Raw genomic sequence first — 20,832 nt, forward strand, 5'->3', positions numbered from 1 at the left:
GAAATGCGAATCACTCTCAATAGAATCGCGCCCACCTTCTCGTGAGAGTTTCGTCATGTTGATGTCAACCACGCCTGCCTCTGTGGCTGCGGCTACACCCAACGCTGAGCAGTTTTTGTTTTCTGATCAGGCTTTATTGCCTTACCAAGCCGCCATGAGCGAGGCGATTCAGCGCGTCTGTCGCCAACTGTCGCAGCAGACCAAACCCACCTCCGGGGTGACACCGGCGCAGTTGCAGCAACAGTTGCAACAGGTGGATCTGACCCAGCCCCTGGCCGACTTGTCGCAGGTGCTGGACGAGCTGCAAACAACGTATCTGAATGATGCTGTCTACTTTCACCACCCGCATTATATGGCGCATCTTAATTGCCCAATTGTGTACCCGGCACTGGTCGCCGAAGTGATCAGCGGCGCCATTAATACCTCCGTAGATACCTGGGACCAAAGCGCCGGCGCGACTCTTATCGAGCAACATTTGATCGATTGGTTTTGCCAGCACATCGGTTGGGCGCAGCAAGCCGACGGAATTTTCACCAGCGGCGGCACTCAATCTAACCTGATGGGCTTATTGCTCGCGCGCGACCATTTTTGCGAGCAACAGTTGGATCACTGCGTAAAAACCCAAGGTTTGCCAGCCGGTGCCGGGCGTTTGCGGATTTTTGCCTCGGAAGTTAGCCACTTTAGTGTGAAAAAATCGGCGGCGCTGTTAGGCCTTGGCCATAATGCAGTGGTGCCGGTGGCGTGTGATCAAGACTACCGCATGTGCCCGCTAGCTCTACGCGAGGCATTGCACCAGTGTCAGCGTCAGGATCTGATTCCGATGGCCGTGGTGGCCACTCAGGGCACCACGGATTTTGGCAGCTTTGATCCACTGCCACAGCTGGCGCCGATCTGCCGGGAATGGAACCTGTGGTTGCACGCAGATGCCGCCTACGGCGGCGGTTTGCTGCTGTCCAACCAATATCGCCAGCGTCTGGCCGCTATCGAGTTGGCCGATTCGGTCAGCATTGATTTTCACAAATCGTTTTTCCAGCCGGTGAGTTGCAGTGCCTTTTTACTGCGTAACCGACAGTGGCTGAAATACGCCGGTTATCACGCCGATTATTTAAATCCGCGCATCGATGCTGCCGCCGGCATTCCTAACTTGGTCGACAAAAGTCTGCAAACCACCCGACGCTTCGACGCGCTGAAGTTGTGGTTAAGCCTGCGTTGGATGGGCCCCAATGCCATCGGCGAGTTGTTTGATAAAGCCATCACTTTAACCCAGCAGGTGTACGACTGGATGTCGGCAGAGTGTGACGATATTGAACTGTTGCACCAACCCGGTCTGAGTACATTGGTATTTCGTTTTTATCACGCTGAGGCCAGTGATGCCCAACTGGATGAGTGCAACCGCCAGATTCGCAGACGCTTATTTGATGAAGGTCGCTTTGCCTTAGCGGCAACTAAGGTCAACGGCCGTGGTTACCTCAAGTTCACTTTTTTAAATGCCACGACTCAGCTCGACCAGGTGCAGCAAGCCATTGCAGCGGTACAACAAATAGGTCGACAAACGCTGCAACCCCTCGATAAGCCTCAGGAGGCCTGTGCATGAGCACCATTTACGATTACATCGGCATCGGCCTTGGGCCATTTAACTTAAGCTTGGCGTGTTTATTACAGCCGTTGCCGAATACTCGCGGTGTCTTTCTTGATCAGCGCAGTGAATTTAACTGGCACCCGGGGTTAATGCTGGACGATGCTCATCTGCAAACGCCGTTTATGTCGGATCTCGTCACCTTAGCGGACCCAACCCATCCACTGAGCTTTTTAAACTACGCCAAACAGCAAGGAAAGCTGTATTCGTTTTATATTCGCGAAGATTTTTTCCTACTGCGCAAAGAGTACAACCAGTACTGTCGTTGGGCGATAGAGCAACTGGATAACGTGGCTTTCAATCAGCGCGTGAGCGAGGTGCACTACTCAGAGCAAGAGCAATGTTACTTAGTGCACTGTGAGCAATTGGAACAGGGAAACGTAACCGCTCACTCGGTACTCAAAGCGAAAAAAATCATTGTCGGCACTGGCCCTGCGCCCCACTGGCCAGCCAACGCGCAAGCCAGTGAGCGCTGTAGCCACGCCAGTGGCTATCTGTATCGCAAACAACACATCCAGCAAGCCAAACGCATCACCTTAGTTGGGGGTGGACAAAGCGCTGCCGAGATTTATTACGATTTACTGCAGGATATTCATCAATACGGTTACGAGCTGCACTGGCTGACGCGCTCGCCGCGTTTTTTCCCGCTAGAATACAGCAAACTCACACTGGAAATGACGTCACCCGAGTACGTCGATTATTTTCACGCCTTGCCTGCTGAACAGCGTGATCAGCTGATTCAACAGCAAAAGAACCTGTATAAGGGCATCAATCAAAGCCTGATCAATGACATTTTCGACCTACTGTATCGCCTGCGTTTAGAGGCGCCAGTCAATACACGTTTATTGACGCATTCACGGTTGGAGCAGGTATTCGAAAGTGCCGATCAACTTCGTCTGCGCTGCCAACACACCGAGCTGAATCAAAGTTTCGAGGTGGCTACCGATCAGCTTATTTTGGCCACCGGCTACGCGCGTCAATGGCCCGAATTTCTGCAGCCGGTGCACGCGCGCATTTGCTGGGATCAGCAAGGACGCCCCGACGTACAGCGTAATTACAGCATCGACGTGCAGGGCAATGAGATTTTTGTACAAAACTTGGAGCTAAACACCCACGGTTTTGTCACGCCGGATCTGGGCATGGCTTGCTATCGCAACAGCTGGTTGGTACGCGCCATCACAGGCGTAGAGCATTACCCGATCGAGCAGCGCATTGCCTTTCAGGACTTTACCATTCCTAGCGACTGGCAGCTGCCTGCGCACAACAATGCAGCAGAAAAGGAGTGCAGCGCGTGAGTTTGCGCACGGCACTGATTGTATTAACTGTGGTGTCGGTGACGGCCGATACCATGATTTTACCCTTTTATCCGCAGTTTTTTGCCCAGGCGTTTGATGTTCACAGCCAGGCGCATGTCGGTTATTACCTGGCGGCCTGCTGTATAAGCGTCATGCTGGCGTTTCCCGTGTGGGCAAAAATTGCCCGTCGGGTGCATGAGTTGCCACTGTGGGTTATTACCCAAACCTTGGCAGGGTTGTTAGGCATCGCCTGCTATTTCAGCCAGTCACTATGGCAGTTCTGGCTGCTGTCACAGTTAATGCTGTGCCTAAAAGCCTCGTATTTGATGATATATCCCTACGTATTGCGCTTAGAAGAGCGTGATAAACACCTTGGTATGGTTGGATTATTTGCCGTACTGATGCAGCTGGGCGGCATTTTAGGCGCCGTCGTCGGCGGTGCCTTGTTGGAGCATTATTCTGCACGCAGCTTGTATTTGTGGATGGCCGCCAGCGATGGCTTGCAGGTATTGGTGTGCGGCTATTTGATGTGGCGTCTGCGCCAAGGCTGGCAAGCGCCACAAAGCGAGCAAAGCACGCCAACACGTGGCTGGACACCGCACGTTATCCGCCTTGGTTTATTGGCCATGGTGTTCTACTGCGCAGCCTTTTTTATTCGCCCGTTTTTTACCCCTTATTGGCAAAGCCTTAACCCCGACAGCGCGTTGGCTGCCGTCAGCATCAGTGGCTGGTTATTTTCTCTGCCCGGCTGGGTCGCCTTACTCGGTTTGTGGGTCAATCAGAAACGTCCGGGCAGCGACGATCATGCGCAGGTTTTGCTGCTGGCGATGCTGTATGGCTGCGTTGGTTTATGGCTGCAAGCCAGCGCCGACAGCGCATTGTTGACTATTGGCCGAATAATTTATGCCTGGGCGCTGTTTCAAATTACCGTCCGCTTGGAGCTGTGGTTATTCGCGCACAGTGAGCCGCAATTTTACGGCCAGGACTTCAGCAAACTGCATCTGATGCAAAACGTCGGGGTCATTCTGGCATCGATGACGGTGGGCCACTGGGTCAGCGCTTGGGGTTATGCCAGCACCTTTGTAGTGGCCAGCGTCGGATTACTGTTGTGTGCCCTTTGCTTGCTGTGGTGGCGCCAAAGTGACAGCCGCAACGCACAGCCTAGCCATTCCTGAACACGAGGTTATTCATGCACTTTGAACAACACACCCCCATCGGCAAAATGAGCCTGGTGCCTTTTTCGATGGATGAGCATTTACCCCTGTTTCATCAATGGGTAACCCAACCTTATGCCCATTTTTGGGGGTATCAGGATTTCAGCTTGGCGGCGCTGGCGCAGGAGTATCAAACGCTGCAACAGCAAGGCCATACGCTTTCGCTGGGGTTGCATCAAGGTACACCGGCCTTTGTGGTAGAAACCTATGACCCGACCTCTGTATTGGCTGAGCACTACCAAGCAGGTGACGGTGATATCGGCATGCATTTATTATTGGCACCGGCTCAGCAGCCCATTGCCGGGTTTAGTCGTCATGTGTTTGCCACGGTCATGGCAGGGCTGTTTGCACAGGGACATTCGCGTGTGGTGGTCGAGCCCGATGCACGCAATCATGCCATTCATACTCTCAACAGCCGCTTTGGTTTTCGTCATCACGGCCCTGTCGACCTTGGCCATAAACACGCATTTATTGGCCTGTGCCAGCGCCGCGACTTCGATCACGCGTTGCAATTACAGCAATGCGATGGCGATGCACCACAGCATGCGTTGTCACTGCGTCACCAACCACAGCGGGCATGCGAACCACTCACTAGCGAGATTTGGCGCCAAGCCAATGCCGAGCAAGTGGCCAAATGCATCAGTGAAGCCGCGCATGAACGTCTGATTACGCCAGAGGCCATTGATGGCGGCTATCAGCTGGTTAGCGGCGCCGCCCGGTATCAGTTTAAAGCGCGAAAAATGGCGCTGGAGCACTGGTGCATTGAGCCCGGCTCGATTCAACGCTGGCATAACCAGCAGCCGTGCGCCCTCGATGCCGTGCAGTGGGTGGTGGAATTTCAGTCCCAGCTGGGATTATCTCAGCAGCAGCTAAATGGCTATTTGGAAGAGCTGGCGAATACCCTGTACGGGCGCGCTTATAAACTGGCCAGACCAGGCTTAACCTGCGAGCAGTTGGCACAGGCCGATTTTCAAACCTTAGAAGCCGCCATGAGCGAAGGTCACCCGGCCTTTATTGCCAACAATGGCCGCCTTGGGTTTGATCAAACCGATTTACGCACCCGCGCGCCAGAAAGCGGAAGCGTCATGCGTTTGGTGTGGCTGGCCGCTCATCGCGACTTTGTGTGTTTATCGCACCTGCCAGAAATGGACTATCAACAGTGGCTGGAGCAAGAGTTTGATGCCACCACGCTGGCACGCTTTCAACAGCAGCTGGCTGAGCAAGGTTTGTCTTTATCTGACTATGTGCTGATTCCCGCGCACCCGTGGCAATGGCAGCATAAATTGGCTTCTATTTACGCCGCCGAATTAGCGCAACAGCGATTGGTCATGTTGGGTCATGGCGATGATTATTATCAGGCTCAGCAATCCATTCGTACCTTTTTTAATCGCTCCTACCCACAACGCAATTATGTCAAAACAGCGTTGTCGGTGATCAACATGGGGTTTGTGCGGGGCTTGTCGGCGCAGTACATGAAAGTGACCCCCGCGATTAACGATTGGCTGTATCAAAAGCTCAATAACGATGCTCAATTGCAAGCCAGTGGTTTCACTTTGTTGCGTGAAATATGCGCCGTCGGCTATCAACAACCCTTTTTTAATGACGCCGAACTCAGCGACCATCCATTTAAGAAAACCCTCGCAGGACTATGGCGCGAAAGCCCAGTGGCGCTGCTCAAGCCTGGCCAAACACTCACCACTATGGCAGCACTGCTGCACCAAGATAAACACGGCCATTCGCTGGCTGCGCAGTGGATTAAAACCAGCGGCCTGAGTGCCAAAGCTTGGTTAACCGCCTATTTAGAAGCCTACTTTGTACCACTGCTGCATTGTTTTTACGCCCACAAACTGGTGTTTATGCCGCACGGCGAAAACCTGATTCTGATTATGGAAAACGGCGTTCCCGTGCGGGCCCTGATGAAGGACATCGGCGAGGAAGTGTGTTTATTAAACAGCGAGCAAGCCTTGCCAGCAGAGGTCGAGCGCATTCGCATTTCCATGCCAGAAGACAAGGAGTTGCTGTCGATATTCACCGACGTTTTTGACGGAGTTTTCCGCTACTTAAGCCAGCAGTTATGGCAAGCCGATGTGATGGACGAAGACACATTCTGGCGCACCGTGGCTGAAGTGGCACAGCGCTATCAAGCGCAGCACCCAGAGTTGCAACAGCGCTTTGCGCATTACGATCTATTCTGCGCGGAGTTCGACCACTCCTGCCTGAATCGTTTGCAGCTGCGTAACCACCGACAAATGGTCGATTTAACTGACCCAGCTGGCAGCTTGGTGTTTGCCGGCACGCTAAAAAACCCGCTAGCGGCGTATGCCCTGGAGCCCTGCGTTGACTGAGCAGCCACATTGGTTGAGGCATTGGCATGCGGCCATCAGCCTCAGCCAACAGGCGCCGCTGTGGGTGTCGCTGTCACAGCCTGACAGCGTCGCGGCTATGGTCGAGCGGGTGCACGCAGCACATGTAAACAGTCCATCGGTTTACCGCCACCACCGCTGCTGGACCTTATTGCTGTGGCAACCTGTGTACGCCTCTCTGGCTGCGGTGCACGACGCTCACGCCCTGCTGCCACTCGATGGCCTGCAACAAGGCTGTCAGCACGGCAGCGTGTATGGCGTGCGCGAACTACCAGCACAACCAAGCGCGCTGCCCTTGTCGGTGCGCATCACTGAACAAGGGCAACATTTGCAGCAGTTCGCCCAGCAGGCGCAAACCCTGTTGCAAAGGTTATTGCCATTAAAAAGTAAATCGCTGTGGGGGCTGTTGGCGGATTTATTGTGGCTGGGTCTGCAAGCCGGCTGGCATGCGGCGCGCGACGCCGATGCTTGGTATCGCTATGGGCAAGATTGGCAACAGGCGGTGCTGGCACAGCAGCCGCTGGCAGGCCGTCGCGATCTGATTTTCTTAAATCAACAACAAGGCTGGCGCATGCAACGCGGCAGCTGCTGTTTCCATTATTTAACCGAAGACGGCGAACTGTGCGAAGGCTGTCCGAAAGCACAGCATAAAACCGCCACGTTAAAACAAACCGCTTAACCGTGAATACATTCAGCAATAAGGAGAGAGCATGAACGAGCGCATAGAAGCGGTCGATATTGGCCGCGGCTTGGCCGTAATGGTAATGGTGTGTGTGCATGTGATGTGGATGTACGCCAGCGTCGACACCCAAGGCAGTACTTGGCTGGGCCACCTGCTACACACGCTGGGCAAAGGTACCGCCGCTTTTTTGCTGTTTATGGGCATGTCATTGCAGCTGGCTCGCCATAAGTCGACCAGCGAGCATTTAATACGGTCAGTGCAATTAATCGCCTTGGGCTATCTCATGAATGCGCTGAAGTTTTTGCTGCCCTTGCATGCCGGCGTGTTACCAGAGGCATTTATTCAGGCGTATGGCTGGCAAGCGCCGCTGTCGGTTGGTCAGCAATTGTACTTGCTATCCACCGGCGACATTTTACAGCTGGCCGGACTAACACTGGCGCTGTATGCCTTGCTGCAGTGCGTCATAACCAGCGCTCTGCATTGGTGTGTGGTCGGCATTGTCATCGCCCTGATGACACCTTGGCTGCGGCAATGGATCGATGCTGAGCATTACGTTTTAAAGCTGTTCGCTGGCCATGACTATCAGGTCTATTTTCCGATGCTGCCGTGGGCCAGTTTTATCTTTTTTGGCGCCGCGTTGGGGCAATGGTGGCGACAAAGCCCACAGCAATGTGTGCGCGCACTGCCATGGATAGGAGGCCTAAGTATGGCGCTCGGTTTTGCCTTATATCGCTACGATGCCGCGCTGCATATGGGTAACTTTTTTCATCACGGACCCGGCGGCACCCTGTATTTGCTCGGTATTACGCTGCTGGCGCTGTGGTTAATTCAATGTTCAGTGCGTTGGCACTACCCAGACGCACTGATGTCCGCCTGGCGCTACTGCAGCCAGCGAGTGACGTCCTTGTATGTCATTCAATGGGTGTTGGTGTGTTGGGGCATGGGCATCGTTGGCTTTCAAACCCAGGGCGTCGCTGGAACCTTGTTATTAATCATTCCAGCCTGGGCAGCCACCTTGGCAGTGCAGTGGCTATACGATCAGCAAAAGGAGCGGCTATGGCGCTGGCGAACCGCTTAACTCCGCTGCAACAGCGCCGTGTGGCCCGTGTTTTGGAAGCAGTTGAAGGCCAGTTAGAAGGCAATTTAACTCTCACTGGCTTAGCCAGTGTGGCCGGTTGCAGTCGTTGGCAGTTGCAACGTGCGTTTGCTGAACTGGACATTACCTTGGCGTATTACGTACGCCAACGACGTCTATGCCGCGCCGCTTGGTTGTTGGTTTATAGCTGCGAGCGCCAGGCAGATATTGCCCGGCAGTGCGGCTTTGAATCCGATATTCAATTTCATCGCGCTTTTAAACAGGCATTTCACACAACCCCAGGACGCTATCGCCAGCGCGGTAGTTGGCAAGACTGTTTATTGCCGTTGCACCTAACAGATACAGCGCTGCACTGGCTCGATGGTAATACTGGAACCATGTTGTCCACGGAACTGGTCGTAGGAAAGTAATGTCTTCATTTCTGCCCATTTCTTGATGGACAAAAAAAAATTCACCGTCTATTTGGGCATAAACCAATGCCGCTATCCATTACGCATAGCTGTAAATATTAGAGCGAACTGAACTTCCCGGAAATAAAGTGTCATTCTTCCTTCTGAAGGTATTGAAGCTGTTCACATTGACAGAAACTCAGAAAGCTTCTCACCATAACACCGTCTACACTTAAGTGATATTAACGCGGTGTTAGATTAATCCTGAGGAAGATACATGAACGAGTCTTCGTTTGAATACAAAGCACTGGCTTCCATTGCATTTTTAGTCGTTGCACTACTATTGCGTTGGGCCAGCGTTAAGTTCCTACCTAAGATTCCCACTGGAGAGTCTGATATAAATCGCCGCTGGATCAATCTGGCGCGAAACATCACCACTACTGCGATCGTGGTTGGACTTATCGTCATCTGGTTATCTGAACTCCGTTTTGCTGCGCTGTCCATTGCAACGTTTACTGTGGCATTGATCATCGCCACCAGAGAGTTCATTCAGTGTTTTCTTGGGGCCGTTTATCAAGCCAGCTCTCGTATCTTCAGCATTGGCGATTGGATCAAAGTGAATCATCAATATGGCGAAGTGGTTAGCAGCGACTGGATGACAACAAAGCTCCTGGAGGTAGACATTGAATCAGGAAGTTATGGCTACACAGGTCGTACATTAATCATCCCCAACAACCTCTTTGTCACCGGCACCATTCAAAACCTCAACTACATGCGCCGCTACGTCAACCACACCTTCTCTATTATCAGAGATGCAGAGAACGTAAATCTAATTCCGATTAAATCTTTCATAAAACACAGAGCACACGAGTACTGTCAGCCGTTTGAGGAAGTCGCAAAGCGGTATAATTCCATGTTAGAAACACGCATGGGAGTAACATTGTCAGGACCAGATGTGAGCGTCAGTGTTTCAACAACCGACTTAGGAAAAAATAAATTCAAAATCACTATTTTTTGCCCTACACCGGAAGCCGCAATCATCGAAGAGAAACTGACAGATGAGGTTTTAGACTACTGGTACAAAGAACTGGAAAAATCTAACAATAGAGACACCTTCGATTCATGACAACATAAAACCAGAGCCTTACCTGCAACATTGACAACCATAACCTTATAACCTAACCACCTATATAAGCATTGTTAAGGACAGCTTATCGATACTCCAGCCATTCACCTAAAGCACAGAAAACCCCTCAAAAACGCACCGGCAGAAAGTACTGCAGAATGCACCAGCAAAAACACCAATAACAATTCGTCGCGCCAGCTCAAAATCCCTATGAGAAATGAGGTCAATTATGGTTGCCATAAGATTCAACCCGTAATAGAGACAACACAAGCCGCATCAAAACACGGCATATCAAGCCAACCTGACATAGCTGTCTAAATTAAATTCTGAGACATGCTGCTGGCTGCCATTGACGCACATCACGATTTATTCCGATACCGCTCACATATAACCCACCAGATCATTTCTGCGATGCTTCTGATGACTCAAGTCATCTTCTTTTTCGTCGCTTCTCTATATCGTTTTTACGTTACACCTTGGTCACAACAAAGCTGCGGTTCTGCGCGAACCCAGTCGATAAAAACGAATAACAGTTGGAGGAGATATGAAAGGCTTCCGCTTCCCCAGTGCGTTTACTATTTTGTTCGCACTGATTGCCCTGATGGCCGCCCTGACATGGGTGGTGCCCGTCGGGCAATACGAACGTGTGCATAATGAAGAACTGGGCAAAGACGTGCCTGTGCCTGGCAGCTTTGCTCCCGTCGAGTCCAATCCCCAAGGCTTGGAAGAAATTGCCTTGGCGCCCATCAACGGCTTCTATGACAGTGACAGCTACGAAGCCGGTGCCATCGACGTTGCCTTGTTTGTGTTGATGCTGGGTGGCTTTCTCGGTGTGGTCAACGCAACCGGTGCCATCGACCATGGCATCCAACGCATCATGGATGTATTCGAAGGGCGAGAGCAGTGGCTGATTCCAATTCTGATGGCGCTGTTTGCCGCCGGCGGCACTGTCTATGGCATGGCTGAGGAGTCGCTAGCGTTTTACGCCATCTTAATTCCCATCATGCTGCGCGCCGGTTATGACACCGTCACTGCCGTTGCCGTCATCATGCTGGGCTGCGCCATCGGCACACTTGGCTCCACTATCAACCCATTCGCAACCGTGATTGCCTCCGACGCCGCTGGCATTGCCTTTACCGAAGGGCTGGGATTGCGTCTGTTTATTCTCGGTGGTGGCTGGCTGATCTGCGTGATTTACGTCATGCGCTACGCTGCGCGAGTGCGTGCCGACATGAGCCACTCGCTGGTCAAAGACAAACACGAAGACAACAAAAAACACTTTCTGCGCAACAGTGCCGACCGCCACTCGCAGGAAATGACCTTAAAAGAAGACATTACTCTGATTCTGTTCGCACTGGTGTTTGCCATCATGATCTGGGGCGTGGCCGTCGCCGGTTGGTGGATGGCGCGCATGGCGGCGCTGTTTATTGTTGCCGCGATTGTCGTTGGCTTGGTCAATCGCATGAAAGAGCAAGACTTGGTCGATAACTTTGTTGATGGTGCCCGCGATTTGCTCGGCGTTGCGCTGATCATTGGTCTGGCGCGAGGCATTGTGGTGATCATGGACGCCGGACATTTAAGCGACACCGCACTGGCCTGGTCTGAAGGGCTGGTGGCTGACCTGTCGCCCATCGTCTTTATTAACGTGGTGTATTGGATCGAAGTCGCCATGTCTTTCCTAGTGCCATCGTCCTCTGGCTTGGCCGTACTCAGCATGCCGATCATGGCGCCGCTGGGGGATTTTGCTGGCGTCAGCCGTGACTTGGTAGTGACTGCATTCCAGTCCGCCAGTGGTCTGGTCAATATGATTAATCCGACATTTGCCGTGGTGATGGGTGGCCTGGCAATTGGTCGTGTGCCGTATGAAACCTGGCTCAAATTTATGTGGCCACTGCTGCTCGTACTGACCGTCTTCCTGATGGCCGTACTGAGCGTCGGCACCATGATTTGAACCACATAGCATGATTAGGTGATAACTATGAGTAAATTGATGGGCGCCAACTCCGAAGTTGGCAAATTAAAAACAGTCATGGTCTGCACGCCAGGGCTGGCACACGAGCGCCTCACCCCAACCAACTGCGGTGACCTGCTGTATGACGATGTGATTTGGGTAAAACGCGCGCGCGAAGACCACCGCGACTTTGTCGACAAAATGCGCGCGCGTGACGTCAATGTATTGGAAATGCACGACTTGCTGGCCGACGTGGTCGCCACCGATGCTGGGCGCCAATACATTTTGGAGCATAAGATCACTGCCAATATTGTCGGTGAAGTACTCAAAGACGAGTTTCGTGGTTGGCTCAACGAGCTGCCTGCGGCGCAGCTAGCGCAGCATTTAATTGGTGGCGTATTGGCGGCAGAAACACCCTTTATGCACGACAATATTTTCGCTCGCTACACCAATGAAGAAGCGTATTTATTGGCACCGCTGCCCAACAGCACCTTTACCCGCGATACCAGCTGTTGGATTTATGGCGGTGTCACGCTCAACCCGATGTTCTGGCCTGCGCGTCGACAAGAAACGCTGCTCACCGCGGCTATATACAAATTCCACCCCTTCTTTGCTGACAAAGAATTCAGCATCTGGTGGGGAGATCCGGACGAAGACCATGGTCTGGCGACCCTAGAAGGCGGCGATGTGATGCCAATCGGCAATGGCTGCGTGCTTATTGGCATGGGTGAGCGCACCACTCGCCAAGCCGTGGGTCAGGTGGCCAAAGCCTTGTTTGCTGCCGGCGCCGCCGAGCGCGTGGTCGCGTGTCAGATGCCTCGGTCTCGCGCCGCCATGCACCTAGACACTGTGTTCTCGCTGTGTGACATCGACAAAGCCACCGCCTACCAAGAAGTGTGTGACCAAATTCATTGCTTCTCTTTACGCCCAGGCGACGGCGACAAGCTCGATCTGACCGAAGAATCCGGCCACTTATACGACGTGGTAGCCGACTGCTTAGGCCTCGATAGATTGCACGTTGTCACCACCGGCGGCGACAGCTACGAGCGTGAGCGCGAGCAATGGGACGATGGCAACAACGTGGTAGCGCTGGAACCTGGCGTGGTGGTGGCGTATGACCGCAACGTCTACACCAACGATTTACTGCGCAAAGCCGGCATCGAAGTCATCACCATTAATTCGGCTGAACTCGGCCGCGGCCGCGGCGGTGGCCACTGCATGACTTGTCCGATCGAACGCGAAGCAGTGTCGTTTTAATGCTCGCCCAATAACACAAATTTTCTTGCAGGCGCTATCGCTTAGCGTCTGCGCAGACCGGGGCACGACCCCGTGGAGACGAAATCATGGCTTTTAACCTGCGTAACCGTAGCTTTTTAAAATTACTCGACTTCAGCCAACGCGACATGATGTTCTTGCTCGATTTAGCCCGCGATTTAAAACGCGCTAAATACGCTGGTTCAGAAGTAAAACACCTAACGGGTAAAAACATCGCACTGATTTTTGAAAAGTCGTCCACTCGTACACGCTGCTCATTTGAAGTGGCCGCTTACGACCAAGGCGCTAACGTGACCTATCTGGACCCAACCGGCTCACACATGGGTAAAAAAGAATCGGTACGCGATACCGCGCGTGTATTGGGGCGTTTGTACGACGCCATTGAGTACCGTGGTTTCGGCCAGACCATCGCCGAACAGCTGGCAGAACACGCTGGGGTACCGGTATTTAACGGCCTGACCGATGAATTCCACCCCACGCAAATGGTGGCCGATTTAATGACCATGCGTGAATACAGCAACAACAAACCATGGCACGAAATCAGCTATTGCTACAGCGGTGACGCGCGCTCGAACATGGGCCACTCACTGATGATTGCTGGCTGTTTAATGGGCATGGATGTGCGCATTGCTGCACCGAAAGAACTGTGGCCGGAAGAAGAGTACATTGCCGCTGCTCGCGAAATCGAAGCTCGCTACAACGCCAAACTCACCATCACTGAAGACCCACAAGAAGGCGTTAAAGGTGCCGACTTTGTGCACACCGATGTGTGGGTATCGATGGGCGAATCCGACGACGTTTGGCAACAGCGTATCGATTTACTCAAGCCCTATCAGGTCAATGCGGAACTGATGCAAGCCAGCGGCAATCCGATGGTGAAATTCATGCACTGCCTGCCAGCGTTCCATAACTTGGAAACCGAGGTCGGCCGCAAAATTGAAGAGCGCTTCGGCCTCAGTGCCATGGAAGTGACCGAAGATGTATTTGAATCGCCGGCCGCCATTCAATTTGAGCAAGCAGAGAATCGCATGCACGCCATTAAAGCCTTACTCGTTGCCACTTTAGGCCAATAAACTAGCTCAATAAATTAGCCCAATAATTAGGAGGCCGATATGAGAATCGTCGTCGCCCTTGGGGGCAATGCATTATTGCAACGCGGCCAAGCACTGAACGCCGATAACCAACGTGATAACGTGCGCCAGGCAGTAAAAGCCTTGGCTGCCGTTCACGCCGAGCATGAGCTGGTGATCGCCCATGGCAACGGCCCGCAAGTGGGCCTGTTGGCATTAATGGACGCAGCTTATGAGCAAGGTTCGGCTTTTCCGCTGGATGTATTAGGCGCAGAAAGCGTCGGCATGATTGGCTACATGATCGAGCAAGAGCTGGGCAACGTGGTGCCGAAAGACGATCACATTGTCACCCTGCTAACGCAAATTGTGGTGGATCAAAATGACCCGGCTTTTCAGCACCCAACCAAGCCGATTGGACCTGTGTACACAGCCGCTGAAGCCGAGGCACTGGCCGCCGATAAAGGCTGGAGCCTGGCCGCCGACGGCGATAAGGTGCGCCGTGTCGTACCATCGCCTAGACCGCAGCGCATTATCGAAATCGACACCATCCGCTTATTAGTGGAAAAAGGTGTCATCGTGATTTGTGCTGGCGGCGGTGGTATTCCCGTCAGCTTTGATGAGCAGGGTCATTTGCACGGTGTTGAAGCGGTGATCGATAAAGACCTCGCCAGCGGCTTATTGTCACGCCAACTGGATGCCGATGCCTTTGTGATGCTCACCGACGTCCCTGAAGTGTGCGTAGATTTTGGCACGCCCGAGCAGCGCGCCATTCGCCGCGCTCATCCCGATGCGCTGGCAGCGATGGATTTTGCCGCCGGCTCCATGGGGCCAAAAGTACAAGGCGCCTGTGAGTTTGTAAAAGCCACCGGAAAAATGGCCGCTATTGGCCGCTTAAATGATTTGTCAGACATTCTCGCTGGCAACGCAGGTACCTGCGTCAGCTTGGATGTCGATGGCATTGAATACGCCTAATGACAGGCGAATAAAAAACGGCGCCTCGGCGCCGTTTTTTATTTACATCTATTTATTGACGCAGGTGTTGCCAAACCGACTGCAAAGCCTCACTACCCAGCATTGCCAGCCAAGGTTCGTCACTACTCAGTACACCTTGCCAGCGCTGGTTGCTGCCACCATGACACGAGTAGGAAATCAGAGTGCCGGAGGTACGGGCATAATCGAGACACTTGCCTGACTGCTCATTTTTCAACTGCTCATTACTGTCGTACTGCCAGCGCTGGGCCGAATTTGTAATCTGGCAGGCATTTAGTGCCACACCACTATCACTCGGCTCAGCGCACAGCCATGGGCTAGCAACAGGGTGCAAGCGTCCAATGGCATCCATTAACCAAGTCGGTGAACTGTCATTGGCACTGCCAGTGGTCAGGATCAGCTGTGAGCCCTGCACATCAAAAATTACACCGTCACCAGAAATGGCTTGTCCCTGCAAAGTGGCGACCTGGTTTTTGGCCAGCCCGGATTCACTCAAATGCAGCTGCAAACGCGCGGCTGTTTCAGCATTGGAAAATTGCTTAGCACTGGCATGTTGCAGCAACACGTCCACTGCATTGGCCGCCTGTTGCAGGTTCATCCAGTTCTGCAAACGTACGGCCGATTGCAGCGACAAACTGGCTAATAACTCACTGCTGTCATAGCTGTTAATCAGCTGCTGCAGCTCGTCTGACAATAAGCTTAAGTCTTGGCTTTGCGCCGCTAGGCCCTGCTCAATGGCAGCCAGATCACGGGCTTTTAAACTTGCATAACCATGATCCTGACCTGCCAAGCCCACTTCCGGCAAGGTAGGAATCTGACCATCAAAATCCGTGCTGGTCAGCTCAACTTCACTGCCGTTTTTACGACAGTACAGCTGCGCACGAGTTGGGCGAAATGCGGCGTCGATATTTATATGCAGCTGATTCACCGTACCGGCATCGTGGCGAGTGGCTGACACGGCAATCAAACGCGATTCATTATTGCCGTTACTGACCTTTAACCAGCAAGCATCGCCACTGCTGGCTGGCGCCGCCAAGTCAAACACATTGCCATAGTTACCATGAAACACTGGGTAGATAACCGCGCTATTGTTGTCTGGATCATAAGCCCCCAATAAGGTCGCCACGGCAACCCCCACCTGAGTGGGTACTGGGCGGTTATCATCATAATTTTGATAGCTACCTGTGGTAATATCCCAACGCTTATAGCCGCTGCTAAAGCTGCTATCCGCCAGCGGGAACTGCTCCAAATTGTTTTGAATTAAACGGGCACTGTAGCCCGTGTAATGGGTGTAGCGTGACAGTGGCGAAGCGTCCCAGCCGCCTGACATAGAATCTTTGTTAAAGCTCATCTGGCCATTGTCATCAACGCTCACTACGCCGGTGCGCAAATGCTTACGATGAGCAATATAGCCCCAGCCACTGTCGGCATGGTGCACGGCCCAACGTCCATCTGTTGTCAGATCTTGACCGGGGTAATGGCCAATACCATAGGCATGACCCCACTCGTGGCTGGCTTCATTACCCGCTGTGGCATACAGGGTGCCTATGCCGTTACCACCGCTCAGGCCGTGTTTAATAACACCATTTTGATATTGGCCCTGAGCGTGGTGATTGGTAATTTGCTTAAACACATGGGGATAACCCTGGTCCATTTTATGGCTGCTGTAACCAAAGTTGGCCATATTAATGCCAACACTGATTTGCGACTTAGCCACGTTCTCGCGCATATCACCACTGTACACATCGCCATCATCGGCACTGCTGCTGTCGTAAATGGTGCCGTCGGCAATCATCACCTTATTGAGCTGAATATCGGCGTAGTTCGCTACCACCAAACGTGAAACCGGCATTGTTTGAAAATAATCCGCTGCGGCCAACACAGGATCGTTAGAAGCAAAATGATCATCCGAGGACGCCGGTGGAGCGGTTAGCATACCAACTCGAACGTTTTGCAGAATCAGCTGCGTAGCCAAACCTACATCGATATCGCTGGCACTCAAGTCGCCTTGCTGGCCGTTATAGCGAAAACGCAATTCCATGCCATTGCGAACATGTTGCCAGGGGATAATTCCCCACCAGGCTTGCTTGGAGTAGGTCACTTGACTGGCCGCCACGTCGGCATCGGGCAAGGTATTTGGATGTTTTAGCGTCAGCGTTTCTATTAGCTGACCATTGACCAGCAAATCCGCTTCAGCCGAGGTCACAGAAGCCTGACTTTGATGCGGGAAAAACAACACCAAGGCATCACGCTGGGCCACTAAACGCGGCATATAGCGGCTTTGAGTCTCATCGCCAGTATTGCGCTGAAAGTTGCCAGCCGGTGCTACTGAATGCGACTGCACAAATTGAATTTCACCAGCCAATTCGCCGCGTAAATCATTGCGCAGAGTACGTGCTTGGCCGTCGTAGTTGCGGGCGTAAAAGTCGATTTTATCGTTGCTTTGATAAGCCTCTGCGGCTTCGATCGTCAGAGTACCGCGATAACGGCTGTGCACTTCACCTTGCACCGCTTCAACCTCTATCACCTGATCACCAGCGCTGCCGGCAATACCAGAAATAGCGCCAGTGGTGGCGTTGAGTTTCGCCCAAGCTGGCAACTGTACAGCTTGAAATTGAGCACCGGCAGCCACATCAGCATACTGAGGCTGATACACATAGCCACCCTGGCTCACGGCCGGTGCCAAGGTCAGGCTGTTTGCGTCGGCTGTGCTGTCGTCATTATCGTCTGAGTCGCTGCCATCCGCGTCTTGGTCACTGCCATCATCCGTCTCATTGCCGCTACCACTATCAGTGTCACCGTTGTCGCCCGTTTGATTGTCTCCAGAGCCAGTGTCACCGTCGGTTCCCGTGTTGTTGTCAGGGTTATCGCCTTGGTCATCTCCTGAGCTGCTTCCATCACCAGAGCCAGTCCCTGTATCGTCATCGCCGTCGTCTTCGGAGCCGTTATCTGAAGCGCCAGTATCGCCTGTAGAAGTATCGGGAGTGGTCGTATCATCACCTGCACTATCGGTAGTGCCTCCTTGGTCGGTATCTGTCCCAGTGCTTGGAGTTTCTTGGTCATTTGCACCATCACGTCCTGAATCGCTGCTACCGCCACATGCGGCTAATAACGAAGATAATGCAACAACAAATAAGGGAGATACTGACTTCATGGCGGTCTCTTGAAAAAACAGGGCTGATCATTATTCGTACAACCCTAATCAGCACAAGGGCCCTGCGAGACCTGGCAGGTAAAACTGCGAACTGGGTCGTTATTTATTATCAAACAACGACCTGTCACACCGCCCTAACGACACAACACCTCATCACGAATGGATTCAGCAATGCCCGCCACCTGCTGAATCAGCTCCGCCGGCACGGATAGCTCTTCTAAGGTCGCAGCCAAATTTTCCACCACCGCATCAAAGTGCTGATCCGCTAAGCCCATATCGTCGACCAAACGCTGATGGGCCTGGCGCATGGACTTGCCGGGGTAATGCTCACTGCCACCAAAGGCATAGGTTAAAAAGCGTTTTTGATGGGCCGCCTGACGACTCATATCGACGCCTTCGAAAAAGTGGCGCAAGCGATCATCCGCCAACACCTTGTTGTAAAAGCCGTCCACCGCCGCCTCGACGGCTGCCGCTCCACCTAACTGCTGATACAGTGATTCCATGCACCTATCCTCGTAAAGGCCTTTTGGGTGGTTTGAGATTAGACGGGAAATGGCCGCCGGATCATTTACAGCCCACGGAGAAGCAAGGAGAAATGACCCGCCCGAGCGGATGACTGTCGGCCTTCGGCCCATCGTCGCATGCTCCGATTTTCTCTGCGCTCGCAAGCTCGCTACGAGTCGAACCTATCAGAGCTTCTCATCCATCACGGGCTAAGCCTGAGGTTTTTAGAGAAGCTTGGGAGTTTTCGGAGGTGGAATGCTTCGAGAAGATTATGCGAGAGGATAGTCTTTCGGGCATCTTGCCCTTCACCCTCCGGGCGCCTGCGGCGGACTCAATGGCTCCGGGCCATTGGTCGAACCTATCAGAGCTTCTCATCCAGCACGGGCTAAGTCTGAAGTTCTTTGTTAAAGCGTGGTAATAAGCTGAAGTGTGAGACTTCGAGGAAAGCATACGAAATGGCCCGCCCGAGAGGATTCGAACCTCTGACCTCTGCCTCCGGAGGGCAGCGCTCTATCCAGCTGAGCTACGGGCGGATGGCCAACTGACTGGGCTGTCAGTGGCGTAAGGCCGTGGATTATATACACTTTTTCGTATCGGCACTACACCCGCTCAGCTGCGGTTTATACCATAGGTAGTGACAACAGAACTTATACCCAACACTCAGCGTCGAGCTTCGCCAGTTTGTCCGTTGGCAATGTCAGTTTGCTGGATTCCTCTGCAGATCAACCCGTGCAACACCCACATTTGATGTTCGATTTCGACGATTTGATCACAAATGTCAGCAAATTGCGGTTTTTATCTAGCCTGAGGCACGATTTGCGGCTAACGATACGACAGTAGTTTTGCTAGTATGCGCTGATAATTTATTAGGGATTCACCGGACCACCCCATGCCTGACCCTGCACCCACGCTAACGGCTCAGCCCATCACGCTGGCCAATGCGGGAACCTGGATGAAAACGCGCCAAAAGCGCCTGCCATCTGCGGACCTGCTGCAACACTATGACATCCAGCAAGCCGAGCTTCGTGCCTATAAAGCTCAGGTTCTGCAGCAAGAAAACAAGGCGCGTATTGAAGCGGGTTTGCCGCCGATTGAACTGGAATCCAATACGGTTGAGCATCGCTCAATGCGACGGATCAGCAGCGCTTGTTATATGGCCTTGACCGTCCTTGCTCTGTGCGCAGTGGGCATCATAGTGCCCTTCGTATAAACCCTATGCCATGGCTGTAGGTAGTAAGAGGCAATCGCTGCTGTTGGCCAAGCGCTAACCTGGTAGACCAGTCCCAACCTGATAGACCGCTAAGCTGACTTTTCTGGTGCCATACCTGAGTACCAGAAAAGCACATTGCGTCGGCGTAATTACATCACTATCATCGCCGCCTTTTTGCTGTCCATGGTCGTTGTTTAGTGCATCTTTCGTCTGTCAATCAACTGGCTCTGCGCACCTCGTTACCGGTGATGTTCGGTTATCTGCCGCTCGGTATTGCCTTCGGCATGTTGTTCACCGAGCTGGACCATCACTGGCTTTACGCCACCGCCATGAGCCTGTTTATGTACGCCGGTGCCGGGCAATTTCTGGCGGTGGGATTGCTGGCCAATCAGGCTGGCCTGCTCGAAATGGTGATTGCCACCTTATTGTTAAATGCACGCCATATTTTTTATGGTTTGTCGTTGGTGAAGGGGCTCAAAAATCGCGGTTGGCGGCGCTGGTACCAGATATTCAGCCTGACGGATGAAACCTATTCGCTGCTGTCATCGACTTCCGTTCCCAGCAACATCGATGAGGGCAAGCTGCAGTTCCGCTTGGCGGCGTTTAATCACGCGTATTGGGTGCTGGGCTGCACCATTGGCGCTTTTATTGGCAGCCAAATGAGTTTTTCTACCGCAGGTATTGAGTTTGTTTTGCCAGCGCTATTTATGGTGCTCACCATCGAGCAGTACAAACACATTCGCGAGCCGTGGCCGTTCTGGCTGGCGTTGAGCATTGGCTTGGGAACCTTGTTGCTGATTAGCCGCGATCACATGCTGCTGATCGCTATTTTGTTAAGCCTGTGCGTGCTGATGATGCAGCGCGCCAGTCGTTAAGG

At 52.8% G+C, this 20,832-nt stretch carries 16 protein-coding genes and 1 tRNA gene; 14 read left to right on the plus strand and 3 right to left on the minus strand.

Annotated elements, in window-relative coordinates; all coding sequences use genetic code 11:
* The first annotated feature begins 55 nt into the window (after positions 1-55).
* The 12 genes from CHH28_RS02140 (at position 56) to arcC (ending at position 15,069) form a co-directional block, all read left to right on the plus strand.
* Entirely contained in the window at positions 56-1,594 is a 1,539-nt protein-coding gene (locus tag CHH28_RS02140; RefSeq protein WP_094058763.1) for a pyridoxal phosphate-dependent decarboxylase family protein, read from the plus strand.
* The gene (locus tag CHH28_RS02145) at positions 1,591-2,931 is read left to right on the plus strand and encodes a lysine N(6)-hydroxylase/L-ornithine N(5)-oxygenase family protein (protein WP_094058764.1); all 1,341 of its coding nucleotides are present in this window, start codon (positions 1,591-1,593) and stop codon (positions 2,929-2,931) included. The genes CHH28_RS02140 and CHH28_RS02145 overlap by 4 nt, the downstream gene beginning before the upstream one ends.
* The gene (locus CHH28_RS02150) at positions 2,928-4,106 is read left to right on the plus strand and encodes an MFS transporter (RefSeq protein WP_094058765.1); all 1,179 of its coding nucleotides are present in this window, start codon (positions 2,928-2,930) and stop codon (positions 4,104-4,106) included. The genes CHH28_RS02145 and CHH28_RS02150 overlap by 4 nt, the downstream gene beginning before the upstream one ends.
* 14 nt (positions 4,107-4,120) lie before the next feature.
* A complete protein-coding gene (locus CHH28_RS02155; protein WP_094058766.1) occupies positions 4,121-6,490 on the plus strand; it encodes a GNAT family N-acetyltransferase in 2,370 nt (789 codons plus the stop codon).
* Positions 6,483-7,187, plus strand: coding sequence for a (2Fe-2S)-binding protein (locus CHH28_RS02160; RefSeq protein ID WP_157729731.1), 705 nt, complete (start codon positions 6,483-6,485; stop codon positions 7,185-7,187). Before CHH28_RS02155 ends, CHH28_RS02160 begins: the two co-directional genes overlap by 8 nt.
* A 31-nt stretch (positions 7,188-7,218) precedes the next feature.
* On the plus strand, positions 7,219-8,268 hold the full coding sequence (locus tag CHH28_RS02165) for a heparan-alpha-glucosaminide N-acetyltransferase domain-containing protein (RefSeq protein WP_094058768.1): 1,050 nt from the start codon (positions 7,219-7,221) through the stop codon (positions 8,266-8,268).
* Positions 8,247-8,696 (plus strand): helix-turn-helix transcriptional regulator, encoded by a 450-nt coding sequence (locus CHH28_RS02170; protein WP_157729732.1) that lies wholly within the window; start codon positions 8,247-8,249, stop codon positions 8,694-8,696. Before CHH28_RS02165 ends, CHH28_RS02170 begins: the two co-directional genes overlap by 22 nt.
* 256 nt (positions 8,697-8,952) lie before the next feature.
* Entirely contained in the window at positions 8,953-9,801 is an 849-nt protein-coding gene (locus CHH28_RS02175; RefSeq protein ID WP_094058770.1) for a mechanosensitive ion channel family protein, read from the plus strand.
* 544 nt (positions 9,802-10,345) lie between these two features.
* Complete coding sequence (locus CHH28_RS02180; protein WP_094058771.1) at positions 10,346-11,752, plus strand: YfcC family protein; 1,407 nt, start codon at positions 10,346-10,348, stop codon at positions 11,750-11,752.
* A 27-nt stretch (positions 11,753-11,779) separates the two neighbouring features.
* Positions 11,780-13,009 (plus strand): arginine deiminase, encoded by a 1,230-nt coding sequence (locus CHH28_RS02185; RefSeq protein WP_094058772.1) that lies wholly within the window; start codon positions 11,780-11,782, stop codon positions 13,007-13,009.
* Between the two features lie 86 nt (positions 13,010-13,095).
* Entirely contained in the window at positions 13,096-14,100 is a 1,005-nt protein-coding gene (gene argF, locus CHH28_RS02190; protein ID WP_094058773.1) for an ornithine carbamoyltransferase, read from the plus strand.
* A 39-nt stretch (positions 14,101-14,139) separates the two neighbouring features.
* Positions 14,140-15,069, plus strand: coding sequence for a carbamate kinase (gene arcC / locus CHH28_RS02195; protein WP_094058774.1), 930 nt, complete (start codon positions 14,140-14,142; stop codon positions 15,067-15,069).
* A gap of 52 nt (positions 15,070-15,121) precedes the next feature.
* On the opposite strand, the gene CHH28_RS02200 is transcribed toward arcC, so the two are convergent.
* The 3 genes from CHH28_RS02200 to CHH28_RS02210 form a co-directional block, all read right to left on the minus strand.
* A complete protein-coding gene (locus CHH28_RS02200) occupies positions 15,122-18,241 on the minus strand; it encodes a M66 family metalloprotease (RefSeq protein WP_094058775.1) in 3,120 nt (1,039 codons plus the stop codon).
* Positions 18,242-18,375: 134 nt separating this feature from the next.
* Positions 18,376-18,744, minus strand: coding sequence for a group I truncated hemoglobin (locus tag CHH28_RS02205; RefSeq protein WP_094058776.1), 369 nt, complete (start codon positions 18,742-18,744; stop codon positions 18,376-18,378).
* A 457-nt stretch (positions 18,745-19,201) separates the two neighbouring features.
* Positions 19,202-19,278: transfer RNA gene (locus CHH28_RS02210), tRNA-Arg, on the minus strand.
* Between the two features lie 356 nt (positions 19,279-19,634).
* Here CHH28_RS02210 and CHH28_RS02215 point away from each other — a divergent pair.
* Positions 19,635-19,955, plus strand: a complete 321-nt coding sequence (locus CHH28_RS02215; protein ID WP_094058777.1) for a hypothetical protein — start codon at positions 19,635-19,637, stop codon at positions 19,953-19,955.
* Positions 19,956-20,152: 197 nt separating this feature from the next.
* Positions 20,153-20,830, plus strand: coding sequence for an AzlC family ABC transporter permease (locus CHH28_RS02220; protein ID WP_233243713.1), 678 nt, complete (start codon positions 20,153-20,155; stop codon positions 20,828-20,830).
* Positions 20,831-20,832: the final 2 nt, after the last annotated feature.

Origin of the sequence: Bacterioplanes sanyensis (assembly GCF_002237535.1) — a bacterium.
Classification (GTDB): domain Bacteria; phylum Pseudomonadota; class Gammaproteobacteria; order Pseudomonadales; family Oceanobacteraceae; genus Bacterioplanes; species Bacterioplanes sanyensis_A.

Coding starts and splice junctions, on each gene's coding strand:
- CHH28_RS02140 (WP_094058763.1), top strand. CDS start 56: ATGTTGATGTCAACCACGCCTGCCTCTGTGGCTGCGGCTACACCCAAC.
- CHH28_RS02145 (WP_094058764.1), top strand. CDS start 1,591: ATGAGCACCATTTACGATTACATCGGCATCGGCCTTGGGCCATTTAAC.
- CHH28_RS02155 (WP_094058766.1), top strand. CDS start 4,121: ATGCACTTTGAACAACACACCCCCATCGGCAAAATGAGCCTGGTGCCT.
- CHH28_RS02165 (WP_094058768.1), top strand. CDS start 7,219: ATGAACGAGCGCATAGAAGCGGTCGATATTGGCCGCGGCTTGGCCGTA.
- CHH28_RS02170 (WP_157729732.1), top strand. CDS start 8,247: ATGGCGCTGGCGAACCGCTTAACTCCGCTGCAACAGCGCCGTGTGGCC.
- CHH28_RS02175 (WP_094058770.1), top strand. CDS start 8,953: ATGAACGAGTCTTCGTTTGAATACAAAGCACTGGCTTCCATTGCATTT.
- CHH28_RS02180 (WP_094058771.1), top strand. CDS start 10,346: ATGAAAGGCTTCCGCTTCCCCAGTGCGTTTACTATTTTGTTCGCACTG.
- CHH28_RS02185 (WP_094058772.1), top strand. CDS start 11,780: ATGAGTAAATTGATGGGCGCCAACTCCGAAGTTGGCAAATTAAAAACA.
- argF (WP_094058773.1), top strand. CDS start 13,096: ATGGCTTTTAACCTGCGTAACCGTAGCTTTTTAAAATTACTCGACTTC.
- arcC (WP_094058774.1), top strand. CDS start 14,140: ATGAGAATCGTCGTCGCCCTTGGGGGCAATGCATTATTGCAACGCGGC.
- CHH28_RS02200 (WP_094058775.1), bottom strand. CDS start 18,241: ATGAAGTCAGTATCTCCCTTATTTGTTGTTGCATTATCTTCGTTATTA.
- CHH28_RS02205 (WP_094058776.1), bottom strand. CDS start 18,744: ATGGAATCACTGTATCAGCAGTTAGGTGGAGCGGCAGCCGTCGAGGCG.
- CHH28_RS02215 (WP_094058777.1), top strand. CDS start 19,635: ATGCCTGACCCTGCACCCACGCTAACGGCTCAGCCCATCACGCTGGCC.